The following is a 26914-nucleotide window of genomic DNA, read 5'->3' as shown; positions in this document are numbered from 1 at the left end:
TCATGGAAGAAAAGAATATAAATGAAATAAATAATGTAACAACTCAAAAAGCAGTTGCACTTAAATATGACATGGAAAAAGATAGTGCTCCAAGTTTAGTTGCAAAAGGAAAAGGTCAAACTGCTACTAATATTATTAAACTTGCAAATGAACATGATATTCCTATAAAAAAAGATGAAGATTTAGTTGAACTTTTATCACAAATAGATATAGATAAAGAAATACCTGGGAGCATGTATAAAGCAGTTGCTGAAATATTTTCTTTTATTTATGATTTATCAAATAAAAATAAACAGTTCCAAAAAAATTATGAAGATAAGAACAAAATTTAGTTTGAATATAACTATAAGATTCTTTATAATATAATCGCGATAAATTAATCAAAAGTACTATAATATTATGACTCGAAACAATTTAGATAATCCTATATTTCTATTTACATTTTTATTAGTTGCAATTACTATTAATACAATATCTTCGATTCATTTTTTATTGATTATGCTTGCAGGTGTAACTTTTGTTGCATTTTATACGTGTTTGAAAAGAAAATACTTATATTCATTGTTATTTGTAGTACTTACATTCTTTTTTATTGAAATTAATTCAGGATTAAAACCCTTTTCTTTGACCTTGTTGTCACTATTTATTTATATATTTATTATTCCAAAAACACATAGAATTATGTCTTTTAGCTCTTTAAACGAATATATTTATATTTTGATTTTTTATTTAGGTGTTTTTTTTATTTGGGTAATGACAATTGGAATGTCTGATAGTTTTATTGCTATAATATTTGTTAATATTATAATCGACTTATTATTTTTTGGAGTGTTTATTTGACTAATAGATTAAACCTAATTTTTATTTTTATTTTTGTAATTATGATTACTCTTTTATCAAGAGTATATTTTTTAAGTATTAAATCAAATACTTATTATGAAGAGTTATCAAAAAGAAATTATATAAGTAGAGTTAAGAAAATTCCTGTTCGTGGTATTATTGAAGATAGAAATGGCAATAAATTAGCTGTAAATCAAATGGGGTTTTCAATTTTGGTAAAACCTCATTTAAAATCTAAAAAAAATAAAGAAAAATTAAATGATGCAATAGATTTAATAGTAGAACATTTTCCAAAACAAGAAAAGAAAAAACTTTTAAGAGCCTATAACAGAAAAGATTCAGCATATAATCATGATTTTGTAAAAGTAGTAGATTATCTGCCATATCAAGAGTTTTTCCCAAAATACACTCTATTTTCATCAAAAGACACTATTAAAGTAGAGTCTGCTGTAAAGAGATTTTATCCATATAGAAAAGCAGCTTCTCATGTTATTGGTTATGTTGGAAAAGCTTCAAGATTAGATATTTTAAAAAATGAACTCTCAGCTCATAACGGAATAATTGGTAAAAATGGTTTAGAAAAATTCTATAATGATAAGCTTCAAGGGGAAATTGGTTACAAAGATGTAAAGGTAAATGCTTTAAATAAAGAGATTGAAACTTTAGATGAAAAAGAACCTTCAATTGATAATAGTATAAAAATTTCACTTGATATTGAACTTCAAAAATATATACAAAAAATATTTGGTAAAAGAAGTGGTGCTATTATAGTTATGGATGCAAATAATGGTGAAATTTTATCTGCTACATCTATGCCTGAATTTGATAATAATATTTTTGCATCAGGAATTTCCGTAAAAGAGTGGAATATCATGAGAAATGATTTAAATCATCCTTTTACAAACAAACTAATAAATGGATTATATCCTCCTGGATCTATTATAAAAATGGGTGTTGCATTATCTTTTTTAGAAAATGGTTTAGATGAAAACTTTACTGTTCAATGTTCTGGTTCTATTCGAATTGGAAATAGAAATTTTAGATGTTGGAAAAGTTCAGGTCATGGAAAAGTGACTTTTAGAAAAGCAATAAGAGAGAGTTGTGATGATTTCTTTTATAAAGGAAGTTTAGAAGTAGGTATTAATAAAATATCTCAAACATTAGATAAATTTGGTTTTGGTAAGCAAACAGGAGTTGACCAAGTAAATGAGTTTTTTGGTGTAAACCCAAATAAATTATGGAAACAAAAGAAGTTCAAACAACCTTGGTATGTAGGTGAGACTGTAATTACGTCAATAGGTCAAGGGAATATGCTTGTAACTCCAATGCAAATGGCAAGATATACTGCATTTTTAGCTACAGGAAAACTTCCAAAACCACACTTTTATAAAGCAAATTATGAAGAACCTGAAGATTTAAAAATACCAGAAAAAGAGCTTAGTATGCTAAGACAAGGGATGCATGATGTAACACATCATGCTAAAGGAACTGCAACAAGACATATAAAATCAAAAATTACAATTGCAGGGAAAACAGGAACAGCTCAGGTTGTAAGTATTCCACAGTCTGAGAAAGTAAGAATGAAAGAAAGTGAACTGAAATACTTTCATAGATCACACGCTTGGCTTACTACTTATGGTCCTTATAAAAACCCCAAATATGTTGTAACTGCATTAGTTGAACATGGAGGTCATGGTGGTGAAGCTGCAGGTGGAATTGTTAGTAAAATATATGACAAACTTTATGAGATGGAATATATCAAAAGTAGAGACTAAAGTCTTGAAATCATGACTTAATTGTTTTTTTGATATTATTATTTTAATTTTTACATAGGAATTTTTTTGAAACTATTATTAACATTATTACTTTTTACTGTATATGCATTTGCAGAAGATACAGCACCTATTGTAAATCTTTCAGTTGCAGCACTTGATGATCCTGCACAATTTGTAAAAACAATCAATATTGCAATTATTTTAACTCTATTTGTACTAGCACCTTCACTTATTTTAATGGTAACATCGTTTACTAGAATCGTAATTGTTTTTTCACTGCTTAGACAAGCAATGGGACTTCAAACTACACCACCAACTCAAATTGTAATTTCTCTTGCTTTGATATTAACTATTTTTATTATGGAACCTTATGCAAAGAAATCTTGGGAAGATGGTGTTGCTCCTTATATGGAAAAAAAGATTGGTTATGAGTTAGCTTTTGAGCGAGGAATTAAGCCTTTTAAAGAGTTTATGATAAAAAATACAAGAGAATCAGACATTGCCCTATTTTACCGTATTAAAAAAGAACCAAATCCTAAAAATATCGATGATGTGCCATTAACTCTTTTAATGCCTGCATTTATTGTAAGTGAGCTTAGGACTGCCTTTGAAATAGGCTTTTTGATATTTTTACCATTCTTAGTAATAGACATTATTGTAGCTTCCATTTTAATGTCTCTAGGGATGATGATGTTACCGCCTGTTATGATATCCTTACCTATAAAAATCATCTTCTTTATTGTAATAGATGGATGGCAGTTAATTATTGGAAATCTAGCCCAATCGTTTAAGTGACGATTTTATGATACGTACAGAGATTTTAGCAATCGAAATTCCACTCAATTATTAACACCATTTACTTGCTAAAATGAAGATACTTTTATAGCAGTATAAACACTCAATTTCGTATGATTTTGGGTGTTTTTCACTAATTACAGCACACTTTCATCACATTCTTAACACTCTGTTAAGAGTCCAAATAGAACTCTTAAATCTATATAATAGATACTTTATAGCTCTCATATTTTAAGAATAACATTCTCCTAACTTACTATTTTCATACATCAAGATAGCTTCAGTTAAAAAATATTTGAAATTTTAATACTTATTGTTATACTAAAATAACTAAAAAAATACACTACTCATAACAAATAGTTGTATAAATTACATCATGATGATTTGACATGTAATTGACATAAGAAAATGATATTCTTAAAGTTATTTAATTAGATATACTTATACACAAAATAGACAATAAGGTAATGAATGCAAAACTTCAAAAACATACTGATTTCTAGTATAACTGCATCTTTCTTGATAGCTTGTGGAGGTGGTGGAAGTTCTTCATCAAGTTCTTCATCACTCAAATCTTTATCAGGTACGATTATTGATGGTTACATCAAAGATGCTACTGTTTGCTTAGATATAAACTCAAATGGATTATGTGATACAACTGAACCATTAACACAATCACTCGAAGATGGAACTTTTACTTTTAAAGATGTAGAAGTGGAAACAAACAAACTTTACCCTGTAATTTCAATAGGTGGTATTGATACGGCTACAGGAAAAGCTTTTGATGGTGAGTTAAAGAATGTTTTTGATTCAAATACTATAAATAGTGGTGAATCTTTGACTATTTCACCATTAACTGATTTAGTAGCTACTTCTTTTTTACAAAGTACTACAAAAGATGAATCAGCTTTACTTAGCTCAAGAGATACTATATCTACTGCATTAGGATTAACTACAGCTCAATTAGATAATGATCCTATGAAAAACACAGAAGTTTTTGCAAAAGCTCAAGAGATTCAACAAATCAAAGAGTTAATAAAAACTAGTTCACAAAAGAATCTAAGTACACAATTAACTATAGAGCAACAAAATAGTATCACAGAAGCATTGGTTAAACAAATAGCAGAAACTAATACAATTGATATTTCAAAGGTTTTAACTAATATTGAAACAGATTTATCTATAACTATTCCAAGTAATGAGAAAACTTTTATAGTAGAACAATCAGATGAGATAAAAACAAATTTAACTATCTTATCAACTGATACAACGATTGATATAACAAAATTAGACGAGATTCAGAATGCATTTGAAATACAAATGAATGATGCCTATACTATAATCAATAATGCTACAAGTACTGATATATTAACAAAGGTTACAATACCAGATGTAAGTACTTTACTTAACCAAGGTGAAGCTATAGCTACAAATACAGCACCCTATTTTCTAAATGGTACAGATAAAATCACTTCAAAAACTATTTCATTAGATGAAAATGCTACTTTAGATTTATCTATCTTGGCAAAAGATGATGATAGTGACACTTTAACTTATACTCTAAGTGGAGTAGATAAAAATCATTTTGCATATAACAGCACAACATCAAAGTTAACATCTATTTCATTTGATCATGAGAACGCAATGGATGCAAACAATGACAATGTTTATAATCTACAATTAATAGTAAATGATGGTAAAGAGAGATCATCTTTAAACTTATTACTTACTATTAATAACCTAGATGATAATACACCAATAATGAATGACTTAGCAGATATTACTTTAAATAAAAATGATTCAGTTTATACATTAACACTAAATGCAACAGATTTAGATGGAACAGAAGTATCATATACAGCTGCATCACAAAATACTGATGATTTATATACTCTAGCAGTAGAATTAAATGTATTAACAATCACACCAATAGTAAACAAATATGGAACAGATGTTATATCAATAACGGCTAGTTCAAATGGTAAATCAGTTACAAAAGCATTTAACTTAACTATCAAAGATACAGGTGCTTTAGTAATACCTACAAATACAGTATTACCACAACCACCAATGATGCCAACACTACAAGGAAATTAATCAATGAAAAAGATATTTTTATTAACAACTATATTAGCTGGATCTTTATTCTCAGCAACATTCAATGTAAGTACAACACCAGAGCTTAGAACTGCACTTAGCACTGCTTCTACAAATGGTGAGAATGATACTATTATTTTAGCTGATGGTACTTATAAGACTACAGATGATGGAGAGGGTACATTTGTCTTTTTAAATCAAGATTGTAAAAATATATCCTTAAGAGGAAGTGATGATAATGAAACTTTTTTAGATGGTAATTCAACAAATAGAGTTATAGAATTCTTAGGTGAATGTCAAAGTAATATTCATATAGAAAAACTTAGTATTCAAAATGGTAATGGCAATAATAGTGGTGCTGCAGGTATTTATTCTACACACGATATTTCTATAACTTCAAGTACCATAAATAATAATATAAATGCATTTGTAGGTGGCATACAAGCTAAAAATATTATAATTAGAAATTCAAAAATTTTAAATAATATAGGAGATAATACAGGAGGGGTATATACTGAATATAGTAAAAATTTTGAGATATATGATTCTAATATTTCTAATAATAAAGCTACATCAACTCACACTGGGTCAAATGCTACTGGTGGTTTGAAGAATGTAGATAAAGTTTTTAATTGTTATTTTGAATCTAATGAAGTTTCTACAACTAATGCTAATGCAGCAGTTAGCGCTACAACTATAGAAAATTCTTATTTTATTAATAATAAAGGACCACAAAGTTCATATACTGGTACAGGTAATTTATATAATTCTATTGTAAAGGACAATGATAACATTGGATTTGCTGGTAACTCTATTAATAGTCTTTTTATTAATAACTCAACAGGATTGAAATTATGGGATGATGTCTCAATTGGGAATATTTTTATAGATAATCAAACAGCTATACAGACACTTGGTTCTGCAACAATTAAAAATACATTTTTTAGTAATGAAACTTATGATATTTTCAATGGATCAGATTCTAGCTTTCCAACAGTCTTGTTTAGTAATCTCAACTCCGAAAAAGTTATGGGTTCATTTGTTGAAAATTATCATACAATCTATACCACACTAGGCTTTGTAGATGAAGACAATGGAGATTATCATTTAACTCCAACATCAGACCTAATAGATGCAGGAACTACGACTATAGAAGGGCTCAATCTACCTACAACAGACCTAGATGGAAAGGCCAGAATAGTTGGAGCTAGTATTGATATAGGACCATATGAGTTTAGTACAACAAGACCAACTATTAATTCATTTACATACACTGGTAATACGCAAGAATTAAACGAACTTACTTTCACTACAAATTACACTTTAACAGATGGAAGATATATAAACAGTGTATCTTATGACTTTGAAAACAATGAGACATGGACAACATCAAATACTCATACTTACAATACTGCTGGAACTTATACAGTAAAAGTAAAAATTACAGATAGTGAAGGCGAATTCTCAATACAATCAAAAGAAATCATAATTACTGAACTTGACTTTGCAAGTATGACAAATGAACAGAAGCTGATAAAAGCTATTGACTCTCAATATTATGATGAAATAATAGCTATTATAAGTGATAAAGAATCTACATCTACAAGTTCAGGAATAACAACAGGTGAAAATAACGTAACTTCCGATCCTTCATCATATAATTTAATTACTAAAGCACAATCTGATAGCTTAGTTTCTTTATCTCAAACAAGTGGATACAATGATGGATTAATCGCTGGTAAACAATATGCACAAGATAACTTAGCTGAATTTAATCTAGTAACTACAACAACAAGAGATGCTGATGTTCAAGCTGCAACTACTTCTGGAATTACAACTGGTAAACAATATGTTCAAGACAACTTAACTGAGTTTAATTTAATTACAAAAACAGCTAGTGATATAGCAATTGCTAGTGCTATTACAACTGGTCAAGCTAATGTTACAGCCAATCCATCTACATTTGGACTTATTACTATTGCTGACAAAGATACAGCTGTTAGTAGTGCAGTAGAACAAGGTAAACAGATAGTTCTTTCAAGTCCATCATCATTTGGATTAGAATTAAAAGAACCATTAACAAAAGCTAAAATAGATGCTCTTTCAAGTGGTTGGCATAATATTTCAAGTCCTAGTGAAATTATGGACTTAACAATATTTGATAATGCTTCAATAGTATGGATTTTTAATAGTACAAGTAACTCATGGGAAGCTTATTCATCAAATAGTACGTATATAAAACAAATAGAAAATGATTCAACTATAAAACTAGCTACAAAAATAAATGCTGCTGCTGGTATTTGGGTATTAAAATAATATTGACTATAAAAGCGAAGCAAAAATTAGATCATTAGGGATAATAATGATTACATCAAACACAAGGAAAATAAGTGAAAATATTAAATAGTTTAATTTTATCAACAATAACTGCAGGTCTATTAATAGGATGTGGAGGTGGAGGTAGTGATGGAAGTAGTTCTTCTTCTATCACATCTAGTACAGGAACTCTAATTGATAATACTGTTTCAGGTGTTAAATATATAAATGGTTCAGATACAGGCTTTACTGATACAGATGGTAAATTTCCATATACATCTGGTTTAGTAGAATTTTACTTAGGTGGAATAAAAATTGGAGAGTTAAACTCTATGACTTCTGATAATAAAGTCTTTCTTCAAGATTTAATTGGACTTGAAAGAACAAATACTACTGATTCTAAATTACTTAAAATAGCTAATTTACTTCAATCATTAGATTCTGATCCTTTAACAGATGAAATTGAAATTTTAAAGAGTGATTTTGATAAGTTTGAAAGTTCAACACAAAGTATTGATGCACTTGATGTGAATACAGTTCTTACTAATAATGGATTTACTCCACTATCAGATGAAGATGTAAAAACACATATTGAGAATTCTTTAAAACAATTTGGTGAGATATCAGATACTACTGAACCTGAATTAATTAGTAGTTCAATTGTAAATGGAACTTTTGGTGTATCGATTAAACAATCAATAGTATTAACATTTTCAGAAACTATTCCAAAAGAATATATTACAAATGAATATTTTATATTAACAAATGATTTAAATAGTTCTAATGTTGATATAAAAATAGAAGCTAAAAATAAAGTAATTACAATAACACCAAGAAGTGACTTAGATTATTCTCAATCTTATGAATTTGTAATTAGTTCAAAACTAAAAGATTTTGCAGGAAATACTTTATCAAATGATGGTGGGAATACTGATATTTTAATTGAATTTTTAGTTCAAGATGAACCAGATACTATAGCTCCAGTATTTACTTCACAATCAAGTATAAGTGTTGATGAAAATCAAACCTCAGCGTTAACAGTTACAGCTACAGATAATTCATCAATAATATATGGATTAAGTGGTTTAGATGCCACTTCCTTTCGTATAAATTCAATCACTGGGGAGATATCTTTTATTATTTCACCTGACTATGAAACAAAGAATTTATATTCTATTGATGCAATAGCTACTGACAGTTCCAATAATCAATCAACTCAAAATATCACTCTTCATATCAATGATGTTAATGAGATTATTCCAGATACAACAGCTCCAACTTTAAGTAGTACAAATAAGACATTTAGAACTATAGTTGGAACTTCTTTAGCTTATGAGAGTGTTACAGCAACTGATAATAATGACAACATTACCGTTTCATCACATGAAATAGTTGATTTTAATACTGCAGGAATATATGAAATAGAATATAGTGCTACTGACTCTTCCTCTAATAAATCTTCTATTATACATACCTATGAGGTTTATGATATAGTAAATTCAGACATAACTGGAAAAACTTGGTTAGATAGAAATATTGGAGCAAAAGAAGTTTGTAATGACATTTCAAATATCTATAATTGTATTGGTGATTACTTCCAATGGGGTAGATCTTCTGATGGACATGAGAAAACTTCAAGTCCTATATCTTCTTCATATTCTGGACCATTAGCTACAACATTATATAATTTAGATAATACATTCATTCGTTCTGATAGTGATTGGATTATAGGAGGTGTAGATAGTGATGGATCACTACGAAGTGATTTTTGGTCGCAAACTGATGGTACTTCTGTTTGTCCTTCTGGATTTAGAATTCCTACAAATGAAGAGCTTAGATTTGAATTAGTAACAGAAGACATTAGAATAAATACAAGTTCTATTTATTCAATGGTACTAGGAAAAACTGATGTCTTTAATAGTTTTCTTAAGTTACCAAGTGGTGGTATGAGATGGAGACAAAGTGGTACAGTATTACAGTTTGGGCATTATGGATATTATTGGACAAATAAAGGAATGTTATATTTTTCAGATGATCTAATATCGTCTATGAGTAAAGCGACAGATTATGCAAGAGGTATGAATATTAGATGTATTAAAGATGATGCCATAGTATATGAACCAAATGATTATTCTTCTATCTTACCAATGGAGGAAGTTGGTTCTTCAAAAAGTATTTCTTCTGCAACAATCAATACTACAACTACTGTTACATTAGCGGCAGGTAGTCAATTATACTTTAAAGTATCCAATATCTTAAATAGAAATTTCATTGTAAACAAATTCGAAATAAAAAGCTATTATAACAATGTCGAAACAATAAGATCTTCAACAAGTGATTTAGCTTTACTTAATAATGGAATATTAGAACCTTATGAATCTATTCAATTAGGATATACATTAAACAATAATGAAACAGCAAACTATTGGACTGGTATTTATACATTAGTTGATAGCTATACAAATGAAACTATTACAAGAAGTTTTATTTGGGATGGAACCAACTATTAAGAAATACGTTTATAATTATATCCATTCTTCTTCTTAGGAGTTTGGATATCTTAATCCCATTCTAAATCACATTAACACTTGACTGTCAAGTGCAATCCAAAAACAACCTTCATAATCTTTTTCTATTCTAGCAATTGTTGTTTTTTCATTTTCATCTAATGAGTAGGTTTTATATTTTTCTATTACTAGTACTGATTTAGTAATATTTTGAAAACTATATCACAATATATTATAAAGCAAAATACTCACTTAGGGATTAGCAAAATGTATAAGTAACGATTTTACAAACCTTTTTGCTATGAAGTTATTTAAATTTATCTTTAATAACTTGATATGCTTGGTTTATTTCTTGAGTTTTAGCAGTTGCTTCTTCTAAATATGATTCATCTTTATCTTGTGAACTTATAATATCAGGATGATACTGTCTAACTAGCTTTCTGTATTGCTTTTTGATAGTATTCATATCATCACTAGGATTTACACCTAAAACCTTATATGCTTCTTCAATACTCATAGTTTGAGCTTTTGCATTTTTCATATTTTCAAACTTTTGAACCATGTTGTCATAAGCTTGAGAAGTTATATTTAAATGTTGAGCAATTTCACGTAATACTTTGTCTTCATCGCTACTAATTCCATTATCAACAAAAGCTAACTGTATTAAGAAGCCCATAAATTGTCTTCTTTTAAGTAGTGTTCTTCCTAGTTTTTTATTTAAAGCTTGGGCTAATTGTTCTGTATCGCCAACTTTTAATTTTTCTTCATTGAAAATCTCTTTCATAATAGCTCTTGCTTTTTCTTTTTCATTAAAAAGCTTTGAAATATCATCAAACATATTACTAATAAGTTGAGCTTCTAATTCTTGAACTCGGCCGTCTGCTTTTGCAACTTTTGCAACAAGTGCAATAAAAAGTCCTAATTCATTTTGTCTAAATAACTCTTTTGAATTAACTAACTTATTTAATTTAAATTTTGAATAAAATTTATATACTTTAAAAGCAATATAAAGTCCAAAAATCACTGATAGTGTTACAAGGGTATTTACAATAAATGCATAGTAAAATATTACTAATAATATTGATATAAATATCCATTTTTTTAATTTCATTGAAGTTCTCTTTTTATTTCTATTATATATTTATTACACTTTAATAATTATAATTAAAACAAGTAATTTATGGTAAAATTTGAGGTTTTAGAAAATTGGAGAAAATAGTGAAAAAAACCTTACTAATAAGTACTACAATACTAAGCTTAAGTGCAAATAATAATTATATACCTATAAGTAAAATTTCAAAAGATAAGCAAGCAGAGTATAAATTTTCAAAACTAAATAATAATACAGTTGTTAATAAAAAAGAAGTGACACAAAAAATAATCATTGAAGATAATCAAGAGTACACAAGGGTTTCTAAACTAAAAGATGAAACATTCTTCAATAATAAAAATACAAAGATAAAACTATCCTTATCAGATTTTAATTCTAAATCAGAACAATACATTTACAACGGACCAAATGATCGAAAAATAAGTCAATTAACATGGGAAGCAAATAATGTAAAACTTCTTGGATTTGGAATTGAACACAAGACTAAAGACTTAGGTTTATATTTTAATTATAAAACAAATATTAAAGATGGCAATGGTGTAATGGATGATTATGATTGGTTATATGATTCCCAACCAAATACTTGGACAGATTGGTCACATCATGATAATACAGTAGTAGAAGATGTTAACATCCTAGATTTAGGAATAAATAAAGAATTTACTATCTATGATAAAACAAAACTAATAATGAGCCTAGGTTATAAATGGGAAAAACAACTTTTTAAAGCTTATGATGGTTCTTATATTTATTCAGGTTCAGATTTACCTTCTGAATTACGAGCTTATACTGGTACATTTAGTGGAAAAGGTATAACTTATGAACAAGTATACAAAGGGTTTTATTTAGGTGCAGAACTAGAAAAAAAGTATAAAGATTTATATTTTATACTAAATACACACCTAACATGCAAGTTGAATTTACAGATACACATCATATGAGAGTTCCATCATTTACTGATTATACTTCATTTAATGACACATCAATGCTATCTTTAGGTCTTGGGATTGATTATAATATGCATAGGAATCAAATACTATCTTTTTCATACGACTATACAAAATATTTTTATAAAAGAGGAGATAGAGTAAGATCATATGTAACAGGTTATAATTGGGAACTTCCAGGAACAGTTGGAGTTGAAAGTGAAAATAATCTAATTAATTTAGAATATAAATATAGATTTTTTCTTTAAATTAAATCACCACTTGGTTTTGCTATATAATAGCCTTGTGAATAATCAATTCCAAGTTCTGTAAGTAAATCTTGTATATCTTTATTTTCTACATATTCAGCTATTGTTTTAATATCTAACTTAGCACATAAGAAGATAATACTTTGTATTAAAAGTAATGACTTTTCATCATCAACTATATTTTTGATTAATGAACCATCAATCTTTAGATAATCAATATATTCACTCATTTTAATTATATAATCAAAGTTTGAGTAACCACTTCCAAAATCATCAACTGCAATTTTACAACCTAAAGATTTAACTTTTTTCAAAAATGAATAAAACTCATCATAATCATCTATATTTTCTTGCTCAACTATTTCAAGAACTAGTTTTGAACCAATATTATGTTCTTGTATTTTTTTTATCAAATATTCTGAAAAACTTTTATTTAAAATATCAATGATACTTATGTTTATTGAAAATTCATTTTCATCATTTATTCTTGTCCTCTAAATTTTCTACTTTTATAACAACGTTATTATATAATAAATACATGATATTTAGACTACTTTTTTAATTATTTAATTATAACAAGGAATCAATTTTAACTTTATAATCTATATCTTTACCTGCTAAAGGATGATTTAAATCAATAATTACTTCTTTTTCATTTATCTCTTTTACTATTAACTGAATGGGTTCTGCATTTTCATCTTCACCTTGTATTTGCATTCCAACTTTTAAATCTTCTATACCTGCAAAATCTTCAATTGGTAAAACTTGAATCGCACTTGGGTTATATTCTCCATAAGCTTCAGCAGCTGGGACTCTAAAACTTGCAGCTTCTCCCGCTTTCATATTTATAATTCTTCTTTCAAGTCCGGGTATTAACTGACCAACTCCATAAGAAAATTCAAAAGGTTTTTCACTTCTACTTCCATCAACTAATTCTCCATTAATTCTAACCTCAAATAAAATCTTTACTGTTTGATTTATTTCAATAGGCATATTTTGCCCCTTCTATTTAAATTTATAAACTATATTATATTTAAGGTAAAATATCAATTTTAGAAAATATTTCTGCTAAAAAGCCAATTAGAATAAGTATAAATTATAATATAAATAAAAATAATATATATAACTTATTTTTATAATTAAAAAATGGTATTATTACTACTTATTTTGTTTAAACCTTGTATAATCACCCTAAAATTACTTAGGAAAATATTATATGAATAAGATGTTCTTATCATTATTGCTAATAACTTCAGCTTATAGTCAAACATTGAATTTTGATGAAGCTTTAAAACAAACATTTAAAAATAATAAAGACTTGAAAAATCACAAACTTGATATTGAATTATCTAATCTTGATATTGAAAAAATAAACTCTATTTCTTATGGAACATTATCTTTTGAAGAACAAATAAACAGAACAAATCATTCAGGTTATGTTTTTAATTCTAAGTTATCTTCAAGAGAAGCTAGCTTTAATGATTTTGGAGCAATTCAATATGATGGAACATCAAGTAGTTTAGATATAACACCTGATAATCTAAATAATCCAAAAGCTAGAAACAACTTTAACACAAAACTAAATTATGATATTCCATTATTTACAGGATTTAAACTATCTAATCAAAAAGATATTTTAAAATTGAAAAAAAAGATATATGAAATAAAATATAATTCCAAAACAAATGAACTCTCATATGAAGTCTTAAAAGCTTACAATGCAGCAGTAGTTGCAAAAGAGTTTATAAAAGCGGTTAATAAAGCAAAAGAATCTATAAACCTTGTAGTTAAAACAGCAAATGCTTTTCATAAAGAAGGCTTAGTTACAAAAATAGATGTAAAACAAGCAAAGGCTTATAAATTAAGTATTAATTCGAAAAAAATACAAGCAGAAAATAAATATGATTTAGCCTTACAATACCTAAGATTTTTAACATCAAATGATGAAATAACAGATGTAAAAGAATTGAAAAATATAAATATTTCTGATTTGGATTATGATGTTTTATACAAAAATGCATTAGATAATAAAAACAGTTTAAAAATGCAAGAGCTAAACAAAAAAATAAGAAAAAAGAATATTGAAGTAGCTAATTCGCAGTTTTACCCAAATGTATATTCGCATTTAGAATATGGGTTTAACGATGATAAATTCACACTATCAAATGAAAAAGATTATTACAATGCAGTTATTGGATTAAAATATACTATTTTTGATAATACAAGAAATGCTGAAAAAGAAAAAAAGAAAATTCAATATAAGCAAGCAAATTTAAATTATGAAAAATTAAAAGATTATACAAAACTTCAATTACAAAAAGCATTATTAGAATATAAAGCAAAAGAAAAAATACTAAAAGAAAGAAAAGAAGAAGTTCTTTTAGCAAGTGATATTTATAAACAATCTGAATTAATGTATAAAAACCAACTAATTTCAATGACAGAATTATTAAAACAAGAAGCAAATTTAAGAAATAGCAAGGCTGAACTTATCCTTGCAAAATATGAAAAGTCTTTAGCTAAAGCAAATATAGCTTTAATCTCTGCTAGTGATTTTACACAAGAAACAAAAAAGGTGAAAAAATGATAAAAAACTTACTACTAATTTGTATTACATCTATTTATATTTTTGCAAATGATATTGAGTTATCAGGTTCTGTAATCTCTGATAATGAAAAAATTATAACAAGCAGGAATATGGGGTTAATAAAAGATGTCTATGTAAATGAAGGCTCTTTTGTAAAAAAAGGACAATTATTATATGAAATTGATTCATCAAATATTGACTCACTTAAACAAGAAGCATTATTAAATATAAAAATTCAAGAAAATAATCTTGCAAATATCAATATTAATTACAATAGATATAAGCGTTTGTACAAGCAAGATTTAGTTCCCAAATATGATGTTGAACAATTAAAATTAAATCTTGTAAATACAAAAAACATGCTTTTAATTGCAAAGGCAAAATTAAAAGAAGTAAACTCTCAATACAGTTATTTAAAAATAAAAGCTCCAAATGATGGATTAATTATAAAAAAATCTATAAAAGTAGGAGAAATGGCAATGCCTTTGGTTCCAGCTTTTATATTAACAGACCTTTCAAGTTTAAAAATAAAAACTGATATTTCAGAAAGTAATTTAAGTAAAATTAAACTAAATCAAGAAGTTGATGTAAATATACCTTCTATAAATTTAAATACTAAGGGTCAAATTTCTGCAATTATTCCAAATGTTAATACTATTACACATTCCTTTATTTTAAAAGTTTCTTTTGATAAAAAAGATGCCAGAGTTTACCCAGGTATGTATTCAAAACTATTAATAAAACCACTAAATTAGGTTAATTATGAGTAATAAAGAGTTTTCAAAAAGCATAGATAAAGATTTGAATATTGCAGGTAAGTTATCACTTGCATTTATAAATCACCCTCTTACTTTTATATTTGGTATGTTTATTTTAATACTTGGTTATATCTCACTTGTATTTATGCCAAGAGAAGAAAATCCACAAATTAAAGTAAGTGGAGGAGCTGTTATTGTAGCACTTCCAGGAGCAAGTCCAAGTGAAATACAAAAAGTTATAATTGAACCTTTAGAAAAAAAGATAAAAGAGATAAAAGGTGTTGAAAATATTTATTCTTTTGCAAAGGATTCTGTTGGAATTGTGCAAGCTCAGTATTTTATAGGACAAGATAAAGAAGAGTCAAATTTAAAGCTTTATGATCAAGTTATGAGAAATATGGACCTAATGCCAAGTGGTGCAATGCAACCAATTGTAAAAACAATGGATATTGATACAGATATTCCAATTGCTACAATTGCTTTTTATTCAATGAAAGAAGATGGAAAAGATTTAATATCTCAAACACAACTTTATAAAGAAGTAAATAAAATAACACGCCAAATAAATAAAATACAAAATGTTGCATTAATAGATTTAAAAGGTGAGAAAAAAGAGCAATACAATATTTTAATAGACCCAAATAAAATATCAGCTTATAACCTTTCAATCGCTCAAGTTATGAAGCAAGTGCAAGCACTATCTTATAAAACTCCAGATATCAAAGGAAATACAAAAGACTCTAATATTGTACTTTTTGGAGTAAAAAATGCAATACAAAGTGAAAAAGACATTGAAAATATAATAGTTTCATATGCTAATAATGTAGCAGTCTATTTAAAAGATATAGCAAAGGTGCAAAGAACTTATGATATTCAAAACGATAAAGAAGCACAAATATATCAAAAAAATCAAAATGGTGTGTTTGAAGAAATAAATCAATTAACAATGAGTATTTCAAAATTGAATGGTTCAAATTCTGTAATTATAAATGAAAAGATATTTGAATATATGTCTTTAAAAAAAGATGATTTATTAGAAAAAAATATTGCTTTTACAATTACTAGAGATGATGGATATACAGCAAATGAAGCGGTAAATTCACTTGTTCAAAACTTACTAATTTCAATTGTTATAATTGCAATATTGCTTATATTTACACTAGGATTTAAAGAAGCTATGATTGTATCACTTGCTGTTCCTATGATTTTGTCACTTACATTATTTACAGGTTTTTTACTAGATGAAACAATAAATAGAATTACACTATTTGCGCTTTTAGTTTCTTTAGGAATGCTAGTTGATGCTGCAATTATTGTAATAGAAAATATTCATAGACATAGAAAAGAAAACAAAGATATAGATATAACAGTACTTTCAATAAATGCAACAAATGAAATAGGAAATGCAACAAATATTGCAACACTAGCTATTATAATGACTTTTATACCTATGTTTTTTGTAGGTGGAATGATGGGTCAATTTATGCACCCTCTTCCTGTATTTGTTTCAATATCACTTGTAATGTCTTTATTTGTAGCTTACTCTTTTACTCCATATTTAATTAAAAAAATTTATAAGGCTAAAAAATGAGATTAGAAAACTTTATATTAAGTATTTTAGAAAGTAAAACAAAATCTTTTTTAGTTTATTTTATTACATTTATTTTATTTGTTCTAAGCATTGCAACTTTTCCCACAGAAATTATAAAAGCAAAAATGCTTCCAGGAAAAGATTCTAATACTTTTTCTATTTATGTAGATTTAAAAGATGGTTCTAGTAAATTTCAAACAAAAGAAGTTACAAGATGTATTTCTAAAAATCTTCAAAAAAATGAGCTAGTTACTAATATTTCAGTATTTATAGGAGAAGGACAGCCTTTAGATTTTGCAGCTTTAGTTAAACAAAGTGCTTTAAAAGACAAGCAATCACAAGCTGAAATAATGGTAAATATCAAAAAAGCTCAAGATAGAGATATTACAAGTTATAATCTAATAAGTAATATAAGAGAGCAAATACAATCAAACTGTTCACTATATGATGCAAATATCAAGTTCATTGAACTTCCTGCTGGTCCTCCTGTTTTAGCTTCTATTGTTGCTGAAATATATGGTGGTAAAAATTTTGAAAACAGAAGAGAATTTTCAAAGAAAATTGCAACTATTTTAAAACAACAAGCCTCACTAGTTGATATTGATATTATGGCTGATAAAGATTATATAAAATATGATTTAGTTCTTGATAATAATAAAATTGTAAAAAGTGCTGTGAGTTTAGAACAAGTTAAAAATATACTTTATTTAGCTTATGAAGGTATGGAAATTTCTGTTGTAAATGAGAATAATGCAGAAAATCAAATACCTATATTTTTAAGACTTGATGATTCAAGATTATTAAAAGACTCAAGTATAGATAGTTTAGAAAATAAATTACAGATGTTAAAAGTTGTAAATAGTAACGGAAACATGATTGCAATTTCCTCTTTTGTAACAATTAAAAAGGTAATAAAAGAGCCAACACTTACATCAAAAAATTTAAATATGATGATAAATGTAATTGCTGAAACAAATAAAGATAGCCAGATATATCCACTTTTAGATGCAAGAACACAAATGCTTGAAGATTTGAGTAATGAGTATATTGTAAGTAAAACAGATATGTTAAACCTATCATTTGAAAATAAAACTACAAGTGAAAAATTCGATTTAGTTTTTGATGGTGAATTAAAAGTTACTATTGATACTTTTATTGATTTAGGAGGGGCTTTTATTATTGCATTAGTTTTAATATTTTTCTTAATGGTAATGTATTACAAAAGTTTTGCACTTTCAGGAGGAATAGTTCTTGCTAGTTTTATCTCTATTGTAGGAGTAATATTTGCTCATGTAATTATGGATTTAATAACAGCAGATATTTTCTATTTAACAGCAACATCTCTTATTGGCTTTATTGGACTTATTGGAATAAACTCTAGAAACTCAACTCTAATAATTGATTTTTCAAAGCAGTTAGTAATTGAAAAAGATATGAGTATAAATCAAGCAATTGCAAAAGCAACAGCAACACGTTCTAAGCCAATTATACTTACAGTTCTTACAATGGTTTTTGCATCTTCATTACTAGCAACAGATGCTGTTTTTGGTGGACTAGGAGTTGCGTTAATAGGTGGAACATTGATATCTTATATTGTATCAATGTTCTTTGTTCCTGTAATTATAAAGAATCAAATAAAAAAGATAATTAATTAATTTTAAAAACCTTCTTTACTTAGAACTTCATAATATTTACAAGCTTTCTCATATCCATAAGAGCAAGCTTGTTTAAATAAGTTTTTAGCAGTTGTTTTATTTTTAGAAATACCTCTTCCTTCATAATAAGATACACCTAAATTCATACAACTATTACCAAAGCCACCATCACAACCAATTTTATACAGTTTGTTGGCTTTAATTATATCTTTTGTAACTCCTAAACCTTTTGCATATAAAAGTCCTAAATTATAACAACTTATCGATACTCCATCAAGACATGCTTTTTCATAAAGAATTTTAGCTTTTTTATAATTTTGTTCTATACCTCGTCCATGTTTATATAAAACACCTAAGTTCATACAAGCTTGAGATAAACCACCTTCGCATGCTTTGTCATATAAAGAAATCGCTTTTGAATAATCTTGCTTAACAGCACCGATACCTTTTTCAAATAAATATGCAGCATTATGACAGCCTCTAAAAACATCTCCCTCACAAGCTTTTAAATATAACTTACTTGCTTTAATATAATCAGTTTTTAGACCTTTTCCTTTTGCGTAAAGTAAAGCTAAATTATAACAACTATTATATACATCTCCACCATCACAAGCTTTTTGATATAATTTGGCAGCTTTATTATAATCTTGCTTTACACTTTTCCCATTTTGATATAAAAGAGCTAAATTATAACAAGCTACATATCTGTTCTCATCACAAGAATTTTTATATAGTTCTCTAGCTTCATTATAATTCTGTTTTATATATTCATGATTACCTTTAGTTAAATCACTTGCATTTAATATAGAAAACATAATCAAACATAATATTACAAATCTCATAGTTTCTCCTATTAAAAATTATTATCTTTAATAATACTACAATTATTTTTTTATTTAAATAATATAATATGAAATTTAATGATATGTATGTTAGTTATAAAGTTGTTATGATTTTTATACACAATTTAAAAAAAGGCTAAACTTGTAAATTATACTTTAATATTATTTTAAGGTTTTAAATTTTACAAAAAAAATGTTTTTATATGTTGTAGAATTTAATAATTAGAAAAATTTATAAATTTCTCTAATTATTTGGTTTTTCAAAGATCAAAAACCATCGCAATTTCGTCACAAATTGGGAAATGTTTACATCTAATACAATCTGCCCAGATTTTATGTTCTGGAATTGCTTCTTTTTCAATTACTCTAAAACCAGATTTTTCAAAAAAGCTTTTTGCATATGTTAAGGATAGTACTTGCTCTAATTTATACTCTTTTGCTTCTTTAATACATTCATCAACAAGTTTATTTCCAAGTTCAAAACCTCTATATTGTTTTGATACAACTAAACTTCTTACTTCTGCTAATCTTGCAGAATGTATATGTAAAGCAGTAAATCCTGCAATTTTACCATCTACTTGCACAATAATATAAGATCTAATAGTATTTGCCATTTCATCTTCTGTTCGTAAAAGAATATTACCGTTTTCAACTTCTGCTTTTACTAGCTCTTGCATAGCAGGAATATCAGTAACATTTGGCTTATAAAACTTAATTTCCAAATAAGTACTCCGTAATTTTATTTTGAAGGTCAATTACACCTTGTTTTTTTAAGTTAGAAATAAATATACCGTCAGGATTATTTCTTTTTAATTTTTGCAAATCATTCTTTTTTAATTTGTCAATTTTTGTAAAAGCATTGATGATAATTTGATCACCTCTTTTTGTTGCTTTTAAAAACTCATCAACATTTTTATCAATTTCTAATCCAATATGTCTAGAATCAATTAAATGTACAAAAATTTGTAAACATGGTCTTTGTTCTAAATATCCTGTTAAATTACTATTCCAATCTCTTTTTAAGCTTTTTGAAACTTTCGCATAACCAAAGCCTGGTAAATCAACAAACCTTGCATATAAAAAAGGCATTGCTTCTTTATCTGTTTTAAACTTAATATTAAAGTAGTTTATTAGCTGTGTTTTTCCAGGAGTAGAAGATGATTTAGCTAAACCTTTTCTATTTGTTAATGTATTTAGTAAAGAAGATTTACCTACGTTTGATCTACCTAAAAAAGCTACTTCAGCTTTGTCTGGGCTTGGAGAGTCTTGTATACTTTGAGCTGACTCCATAAAGTTTGCTTCAACTATTCTCATTTAATATTATCCTTATTTTTCTGAGCCACGCTCAACATTTATGATAAATCTAACAGGTTTTTTATCACTTCCATTAACTTTAGCTTCACCTGATAATTGATTTACATAAATTTTATCACCATAAATTTTTCTATCATCATTTTTCTCTTGTAAAAATCCATTTCCCATTACAGTATATTCTTGTTTTAATGGAGAATATATAATTTTATCACCATTTCCCACGTAATGTTTTGTATCTGTAACTATTTCAAAATCTACTTTTCCTGTTGCTATATATTTTGAAGGAACTTTGTTTGTACTTCCTTTTCTATTTACAAAAAACATTTCAACTTTTTGTGCGTTTAATTTATCTTTTCCCATTTGGATTTTTACATTTCCTGTAAATACAGAAATACCTTTTTTATCATTTGCCTCAAAGTTTTTTGCATCAATAATAAGCTGTTGCGTTTGTGCTAATAAAAATGTCGAAAACATTAATAAACTTAATACAAGTTTCATTTTTTACCTTTATTTTTTATTTTTTACTTCAATTTCAAAATGTACATTATCTGACTTCATATTACTATTAAAAGCATCTAAATATAAATTTGTACCCTTTACATAGTTATTATAATAATTACCATCATAAGCTACACTATTTTGAGCTAATCGTGTTTTTAAATTATAATTTAATTCATTAGTATTTAAAGTTATAAAATCATCTCTTTTATATTTAACATCTCTTCTTAAAGTTAAATCATCACCTTTTTTAATAATAACTTGTGCTTTTAAAGTTTCTATTTTAAAATTTTTTTCTTTTAAGTTATTACGTAAAAAAACATCTGCATCAAACATTTCATCTCGTGTTTTATATCTAATGACATGACTTGCATTTACTGTTCTTGAAACATTTTGCTCATTTAAAGTATGCATAATTGGTTTTTCAAATATTACTAAAGGGATGTCTTTACTATCATCATCTTTTATTACATTATCTACAGGTATAAAATATGCACCTGCAGCCAAGATAAGTAATGAATAATTGAAAAGTTTTATATCCATGCGTTTAAAAAATCCTCTTCTATACCATCTTCTTTACAAATGTATTCAATCATTTCTCTAACAGCTCCACTTCCACCAGGGGCTGTACAAACTACATTTACAAACTCTTTTAAGTATTGCGTTCCATTTGCAGGAGTAAATGATAAACCAGCTTTTTTAAGCATTTTATAATCATTTAAATCATCACCAATTGCTGCAACTTGATTCCATGAAAGTCCTTCTTTATCTAAAATACTTTGAAGTACTTCATCTTTATTATGAATTCCTTGGTGTAAGTGTTCAATTTTTAAATCCCCAGCTCGTCTTTCAACTATTAAAGAGTTTCTTCCTGTAATAATCGCAGCTTTCTTGCCAAGTTTTTTTGTCCAAGTAGCAATAGCTAAACCATCTGCAACATCAAAAGATTTTAATTCATCACCATTATTTGTATAAGTAATCTGACCATTTGTCAAAGTTCCATCAACATCAAGTACAATTAATTCAATCATAAAACACCCTTAGTACTAGGGATTCCTAATCTTTCATTTTTAACTAGTGCACGTCTTAAAGCAACTGCAAAAGCTTTAAATGATGCTTCTAAAATATGATGTTTATTTCTTCCTCTATCTTGAATAATATGAACAGTTAATCCAGCATTTCCACTTAATGCATGAAAAAATTCCTCAGCTAATTCAACATCAAAATCTCCAACCTTACCACTTACATTTACATCATAAACTAAATATGGTCTATTTGATAAATCTAATGCACATGTAGTTGCTGCTTCATCCATTACAACAGTTGCATTACCATATCTTTCAACTGCTTGTATTGGAAAGATTTCTTGTTTTAAAGCTTTCCCCATTACAATTCCACAATCTTCTACTGTGTGGTGTGCATCAATATGTAAATCACCTTTACAAGATAATTCTAAATCCATTCCACTATGCTTAGAAAGAGCTTCTAACATATGATCAAAGAAGCCAACTCCTGTATTAATATTAGATTTACCAGTTCCATTTATATCTAACTTACATTTGATATCTGTTTCTTTTGTTTTTCTATTTTGTTCTACCATTTTTAACCCTATCTTCTAATTATAACTGCATTATTTAAGCCATTTAAATCTTTAAACATTTGTGCTTGATTACGAGAGTTAAACCCTCTAATCAATACTTTATGTAAAAACCTATCATTTGAAACTACTTTTACAATATCTACTTTATATTGATTATTTAAAATACTTTCATATTTTCTTTTTGTTGTTATTGCACCATCAAGTTTAGAAAAAGCTCCCACTTGTATATTAAAATTATCATTAACTAAAGTTTCTTCTTTTATTTGAATAGGAGCAATAGGTTTTATTTTTTGAACAACTTTTCTAGGTTTTGCTACTTTTTTATATGCTTGTTTAACAGGTGCATTATAATTTTGTATTTCCCCATTATATCCTAAAACTGTAACTTTTACTCTTGCAGTTCCTTTTCTAACCATATCAATTTCATGAGCAGCTGTATTTGATAAATCTATGATTCTTCCATCAACAAAAGGTCCTCTATCATTTACTCTTACAATTACACTTTTCCCATTCTCAAGATTATCAACTCTTACAACAGTATTCATAGGTAATGTTTTATGAGCAGCTGTTAAATCATACATATTATAAGTTTCACCATTTGATGTTTTTTTAGCATGAAAATTTGGTCCATACCAAGAGGCAATTCCTCTAAATTCATCATCAATATTTGGAATAAAAGGATAATATTTTTCACCAAATACAGTATATGGACGTAATGTTGCTCTATGCATTGCTTTTGAATTTCTAATATTACTATTTGATGTATCTTTATATATTTTATTAATATCTGATCTATTTACTACATGCTTCTTAGATGAACATCCTGTTATTAAAAGTGCTCCAGCTAATAAACCTGTTGTCAAACCATATTTAAAAAACTTATTTATATATTGCAATTTTATCTCCAACTTTTATTTTATTTGATTTTAACTTATTATCTTTTTTTAACTTTTTTATACTTACTTTGAATCTATAAGAAATTCCACTTAGAGAGTCTCCATTTTTTACTTTATATATTTGTCTTTTATATTTCTTAGTAACTTTTCTTACTTTATTCTTATAAATAGGTATTACTAATTTTTGTTTTAGTGATAGTTTATTTGTTTTCAATTCATTAAACTTCTTAATAAAAGAATATTTTACTTTAAACTTATTACCAATACTAGATAAAGTATCACCTTTTTTAACACGATATATTACATAAGAATCACTTCTAATCTTATTTTTGTTTTTATTATATCTTTCTAATTTTAAATAAGGAATATTAATATCATATTTCTTTACATCACTAGGAATTATATATTGTTTGATATGTAAATTCATTTTTGCTAATGTTGAAAACTTCATATTTAAAACACTTGCAATACTTCTTAAATGTAAACCACCTTTTGCTTTTACAGTTGTCAAAGTAGCGTTTATATCTCTATCAAAGATATATCCTTTTTTTAAGAAGTTTCTATTTGCAATCATTGAAAGAACAACAATTTTTCTTAAATATGCTCTACTTTCTCTTGGAAGATATTGTCTATCTAAATTACTTTGAATTGTTAAAAGATCTCTTGCTGTTAGAGGAATATTTAATTTTTTAATTTTTTTATAAATTTTATTAATTTTATAAAAATCTTTTTTTGTTCTTAAATATTCTTTAATTGTTTTTCTATATTCTTTTATTTTTTTGCTATTTTCTTTATTTGGATAAATTCTAATATATTTGTCAATACTTGCTCGTGTAATTGCTTCAATTACTCTACCTTCACCACAATTATAAGCAAGTATTGCTAAATACCATTTATCAAATCTTTTATGATGATATTTTAAGTACTTTGAAGCAGCATGTGTTGATTTGACAAAGTCTAATCTTTCATCAACATATTCATCATTTCGTAAATTATAAATTTTTGCTGTACTTGGCATAAATTGCCATAAACCCAATGCTCCAGTAGAAGACCTTACATCTAATTTAAAATTTGACTCTGCCATTGAAAGATATAAAAAACTAGAAGGTAAACCTTCTTGATTTAGAACTTCTTTTATTTTTGCAATGTAAATTGAGGCATTTTTTAAATTTCTTTTATAAATATGAAAATGATTTCTATCTGATAATTTATTATATAAGTCTTGAAGATGCTCATCATGAGTAAAAGATTTTTCTAAGTTTAAGTCTTTTAAAACTTCGTAATCTTTTTTATTAAAATTCAAAGCATTCAAGCTAGTAAAAATAGAAGTTAAACATAAAAATACAATTAGTAATATTTTATTCAAGTAAATTCCAATCTTTAGTATATTATAGATATTTTATCTAAGATAGACTAGAAAACTCTTTAAATAATTTAATTGCATTTTTTGTTGTAATTGTTTCTATTTCTTCTCTTGATATTTCAAGAATTTCAGCCATCTTATCAGCTACAAAAACTGTATAATATGGTTCATTTCTTTTACCTCTAAAAGGATGTGGAGTAAGATAAGGACCATCTGTTTCTATAATCAATTTATCTTGAGGAATTTTAGGAAGGATTTCAACTAGTTTCTTTGCATTTTTAAAAGTTACAACTCCACCAATTCCAAAATAAAAGTTATGTTCACTTAAAGGAAGTAAATGCTCACTTGCATTAAAGCAGTGTAAAACTCCACCAACTTCTTTTGCATTGTAATCCATCAGAATTTGTCTAGAGTCATTTGAAGCTTCTCTAACATGAACAATTAAAGGTTTTTTAACTTTTTTTGCAAACTCTATTTGTGCAATAAAAACTTCTTTTTGTTTTTTAACATTCGCAATTTTTTCTTCTTCATCTTCAGGAAGCCTAAAATAATCTAAACCACACTCACCTACTGCAATACATTTTGGATGATTTATATATTTTTCTAAAACAGCTTCATCATACATATCTATATCATAAGGATGAATTCCAACTGCGAAAAAAACTTCATCATATTTTTCGGCAAGCTTTATTGCTTGTGGTAAATCATTAAAATCTGCACCAGGAATTAAAAAACCTTTAACTCCATGTGATAATGCATTTTGTATTACTTCTTCAATATCATCATAATATTGTTTGTTGTCTAAGTGACAATGAGTGTCGATAATTATACTAAAAACCTTTTTTCAACTAAGTTTAATAAACCATTTATTTCAGAAAGATCAGAAGCTATAATCCAAGCGTCAATTCCAAAATTTTTAAAAGCATCATAATCTGTTTCATCTTCAATTATTGCAATTGAAACAAACTTTTCTTTTCCATGCTCACTTTTATTTTCTTCAAATTCAAAAATAGAATCTATATTTATAATAAAAATATCAGCTTCTTGTGATACTCCACTATGAAAATATTCTACCTTATGTTCATCATCGAATAAGTTATCATCTAGTTCACAGAATGTAATTATATTCATATAAAATCTCCTAAATTTGTTTAATAGTGTATTCTATCTAAAA

27 protein-coding genes are annotated in these 26914 nt (G+C 26.7%); 13 read left to right on the top strand and 14 right to left on the bottom strand.

The annotated features are described in order from the left end of the window. Nucleotides 1-2: 2 nt before the first annotated feature. The 7 genes from D3Z07_RS01570 (at nt 3) to D3Z07_RS01540 (ending at nt 10333) form a co-directional block, all read left to right on the top strand. Nucleotides 3-332: an EscU/YscU/HrcU family type III secretion system export apparatus switch protein gene (locus D3Z07_RS01570; RefSeq protein WP_076087123.1), complete on the top strand. Its 330-nt coding sequence runs from the start codon at nt 3-5 to the stop codon at nt 330-332. A gap of 67 nt (nt 333-399) precedes the next feature. Continuing rightward, complete coding sequence (locus tag D3Z07_RS01565) at nt 400-840, top strand: hypothetical protein (protein WP_076087126.1); 441 nt, start codon at nt 400-402, stop codon at nt 838-840. Continuing rightward, a complete protein-coding gene (gene mrdA / locus D3Z07_RS01560; RefSeq protein WP_122892893.1) occupies nt 837-2615 on the top strand; it encodes a penicillin-binding protein 2 in 1779 nt (592 codons plus the stop codon). The genes D3Z07_RS01565 and mrdA overlap by 4 nt, the downstream gene beginning before the upstream one ends. Nucleotides 2616-2681: 66 nt before the next feature. Then, nucleotides 2682-3410, top strand: coding sequence for a flagellar type III secretion system pore protein FliP (gene fliP, locus D3Z07_RS01555; protein ID WP_076087129.1), 729 nt, complete (start codon nt 2682-2684; stop codon nt 3408-3410). A 471-nt stretch (nt 3411-3881) separates the two neighbouring features. Then, nucleotides 3882-5507: a hypothetical protein gene (locus D3Z07_RS01550; RefSeq protein WP_076087131.1), complete on the top strand. Its 1626-nt coding sequence runs from the start codon at nt 3882-3884 to the stop codon at nt 5505-5507. Nucleotides 5508-5510: 3 nt separating this feature from the next. Next, nucleotides 5511-7823 (top strand): PKD domain-containing protein, encoded by a 2313-nt coding sequence (locus D3Z07_RS01545; RefSeq protein ID WP_076087133.1) that lies wholly within the window; start codon nt 5511-5513, stop codon nt 7821-7823. A 74-nt stretch (nt 7824-7897) separates the two neighbouring features. After that, nucleotides 7898-10333, top strand: a complete 2436-nt coding sequence (locus D3Z07_RS01540; protein ID WP_076087136.1) for an Ig-like domain-containing protein — start codon at nt 7898-7900, stop codon at nt 10331-10333. 304 nt (nt 10334-10637) lie between these two features. On the opposite strand, the gene D3Z07_RS01535 is transcribed toward D3Z07_RS01540, so the two are convergent. Continuing rightward, nucleotides 10638-11441 carry a TerB family tellurite resistance protein gene (locus D3Z07_RS01535; protein ID WP_083657206.1) on the bottom strand — a complete coding sequence of 268 codons (804 nt, stop codon included), beginning with the start codon at nt 11439-11441 and terminating at the stop codon, nt 10638-10640. Nucleotides 11442-11548: 107 nt separating this feature from the next. Here D3Z07_RS01535 and D3Z07_RS01530 point away from each other — a divergent pair, with 107 nt between their 5' ends. Next, nucleotides 11549-12382, top strand: coding sequence for an omptin family outer membrane protease (locus D3Z07_RS01530; RefSeq protein WP_164707180.1), 834 nt, complete (start codon nt 11549-11551; stop codon nt 12380-12382). Continuing rightward, a complete protein-coding gene (locus tag D3Z07_RS01525) occupies nt 12349-12636 on the top strand; it encodes a hypothetical protein (RefSeq protein ID WP_122892891.1) in 288 nt (95 codons plus the stop codon). The genes D3Z07_RS01530 and D3Z07_RS01525 overlap by 34 nt, the downstream gene beginning before the upstream one ends. Here the strand turns inward: D3Z07_RS01525 and D3Z07_RS01520 are convergent. Next, nucleotides 12633-13121, bottom strand: coding sequence for an EAL domain-containing protein (locus tag D3Z07_RS01520; RefSeq protein WP_076087142.1), 489 nt, complete (start codon nt 13119-13121; stop codon nt 12633-12635). The two genes, D3Z07_RS01525 and D3Z07_RS01520, sit on opposite strands and share 4 nt — an antisense overlap. Nucleotides 13122-13206: 85 nt before the next feature. Further along, nucleotides 13207-13629: an FKBP-type peptidyl-prolyl cis-trans isomerase gene (locus tag D3Z07_RS01515; RefSeq protein WP_076087144.1), complete on the bottom strand. Its 423-nt coding sequence runs from the start codon at nt 13627-13629 to the stop codon at nt 13207-13209. A gap of 223 nt (nt 13630-13852) precedes the next feature. Here D3Z07_RS01515 and D3Z07_RS01510 point away from each other — a divergent pair, with 223 nt between their 5' ends. The 4 genes from D3Z07_RS01510 to D3Z07_RS14270 are packed head-to-tail and all read left to right on the top strand — an operon-like array spanning nt 13853 to nt 19227. Further along, a complete protein-coding gene (locus D3Z07_RS01510; protein ID WP_076087146.1) occupies nt 13853-15223 on the top strand; it encodes a TolC family protein in 1371 nt (456 codons plus the stop codon). After that, nucleotides 15220-15978 (top strand): efflux RND transporter periplasmic adaptor subunit, encoded by a 759-nt coding sequence (locus D3Z07_RS01505; RefSeq protein WP_172802476.1) that lies wholly within the window; start codon nt 15220-15222, stop codon nt 15976-15978. Before D3Z07_RS01510 ends, D3Z07_RS01505 begins: the two co-directional genes overlap by 4 nt. A 7-nt stretch (nt 15979-15985) precedes the next feature. Further along, a complete protein-coding gene (locus D3Z07_RS14275) occupies nt 15986-17572 on the top strand; it encodes an efflux RND transporter permease subunit (RefSeq protein ID WP_122892890.1) in 1587 nt (528 codons plus the stop codon). Next, nucleotides 17569-19227 (top strand): efflux RND transporter permease subunit, encoded by a 1659-nt coding sequence (locus D3Z07_RS14270; RefSeq protein WP_076087150.1) that lies wholly within the window; start codon nt 17569-17571, stop codon nt 19225-19227. Before D3Z07_RS14275 ends, D3Z07_RS14270 begins: the two co-directional genes overlap by 4 nt. Before the next feature lie 2 nt (nt 19228-19229). Here the strand turns inward: D3Z07_RS14270 and D3Z07_RS01490 are convergent, their stop codons facing one another. The 11 genes from D3Z07_RS01490 to D3Z07_RS01440 form a co-directional block, all read right to left on the bottom strand. Then, complete coding sequence (locus tag D3Z07_RS01490) at nt 19230-20069, bottom strand: SEL1-like repeat protein (protein WP_076087152.1); 840 nt, start codon at nt 20067-20069, stop codon at nt 19230-19232. A gap of 260 nt (nt 20070-20329) precedes the next feature. Further along, a complete protein-coding gene (locus tag D3Z07_RS01485) occupies nt 20330-20791 on the bottom strand; it encodes an N-acetyltransferase (RefSeq protein ID WP_076087154.1) in 462 nt (153 codons plus the stop codon). Next, on the bottom strand, nt 20781-21383 hold the full coding sequence (gene yihA, locus D3Z07_RS01480) for a ribosome biogenesis GTP-binding protein YihA/YsxC (RefSeq protein WP_076087156.1): 603 nt from the start codon (nt 21381-21383) through the stop codon (nt 20781-20783). The genes D3Z07_RS01485 and yihA overlap by 11 nt, the downstream gene beginning before the upstream one ends. A 12-nt stretch (nt 21384-21395) precedes the next feature. After that, nucleotides 21396-21881 carry a lipopolysaccharide transport periplasmic protein LptA gene (gene lptA / locus D3Z07_RS01475; protein WP_076087159.1) on the bottom strand — a complete coding sequence of 162 codons (486 nt, stop codon included), beginning with the start codon at nt 21879-21881 and terminating at the stop codon, nt 21396-21398. A gap of 9 nt (nt 21882-21890) precedes the next feature. Then, nucleotides 21891-22424, bottom strand: coding sequence for an LPS export ABC transporter periplasmic protein LptC (locus tag D3Z07_RS01470; protein WP_122892889.1), 534 nt, complete (start codon nt 22422-22424; stop codon nt 21891-21893). Then, entirely contained in the window at nt 22415-22912 is a 498-nt protein-coding gene (locus tag D3Z07_RS01465) for a KdsC family phosphatase (protein ID WP_122892888.1), read from the bottom strand. The genes D3Z07_RS01470 and D3Z07_RS01465 overlap by 10 nt, the downstream gene beginning before the upstream one ends. Then, entirely contained in the window at nt 22909-23481 is a 573-nt protein-coding gene (hisB, locus tag D3Z07_RS01460) for an imidazoleglycerol-phosphate dehydratase HisB (RefSeq protein ID WP_076087165.1), read from the bottom strand. Before hisB ends, D3Z07_RS01465 begins: the two co-directional genes overlap by 4 nt. Nucleotides 23482-23489: 8 nt before the next feature. Then, nucleotides 23490-24377 carry a septal ring lytic transglycosylase RlpA family protein gene (locus D3Z07_RS01455; protein ID WP_076087167.1) on the bottom strand — a complete coding sequence of 296 codons (888 nt, stop codon included), beginning with the start codon at nt 24375-24377 and terminating at the stop codon, nt 23490-23492. Beyond that, nucleotides 24361-25743 (bottom strand): lytic transglycosylase domain-containing protein, encoded by a 1383-nt coding sequence (locus tag D3Z07_RS01450; protein WP_122892887.1) that lies wholly within the window; start codon nt 25741-25743, stop codon nt 24361-24363. Before D3Z07_RS01450 ends, D3Z07_RS01455 begins: the two co-directional genes overlap by 17 nt. Nucleotides 25744-25780: 37 nt before the next feature. After that, nucleotides 25781-26563, bottom strand: coding sequence for a TatD family hydrolase (locus tag D3Z07_RS01445; protein WP_322898845.1), 783 nt, complete (start codon nt 26561-26563; stop codon nt 25781-25783). Between the two features lie 2 nt (nt 26564-26565). Continuing rightward, nucleotides 26566-26871: a hypothetical protein gene (locus D3Z07_RS01440; protein WP_122892885.1), complete on the bottom strand. Its 306-nt coding sequence runs from the start codon at nt 26869-26871 to the stop codon at nt 26566-26568. Nucleotides 26872-26914: the final 43 nt, after the last annotated feature.

The organism is Arcobacter peruensis (assembly GCF_003711085.1).
Lineage (GTDB): Bacteria > Campylobacterota > Campylobacteria > Campylobacterales > Arcobacteraceae > Poseidonibacter > Poseidonibacter parvus.
Note: the sequence above shows the minus strand (reverse complement) of the source record. Positions and strands in the feature narration are given on the sequence as shown.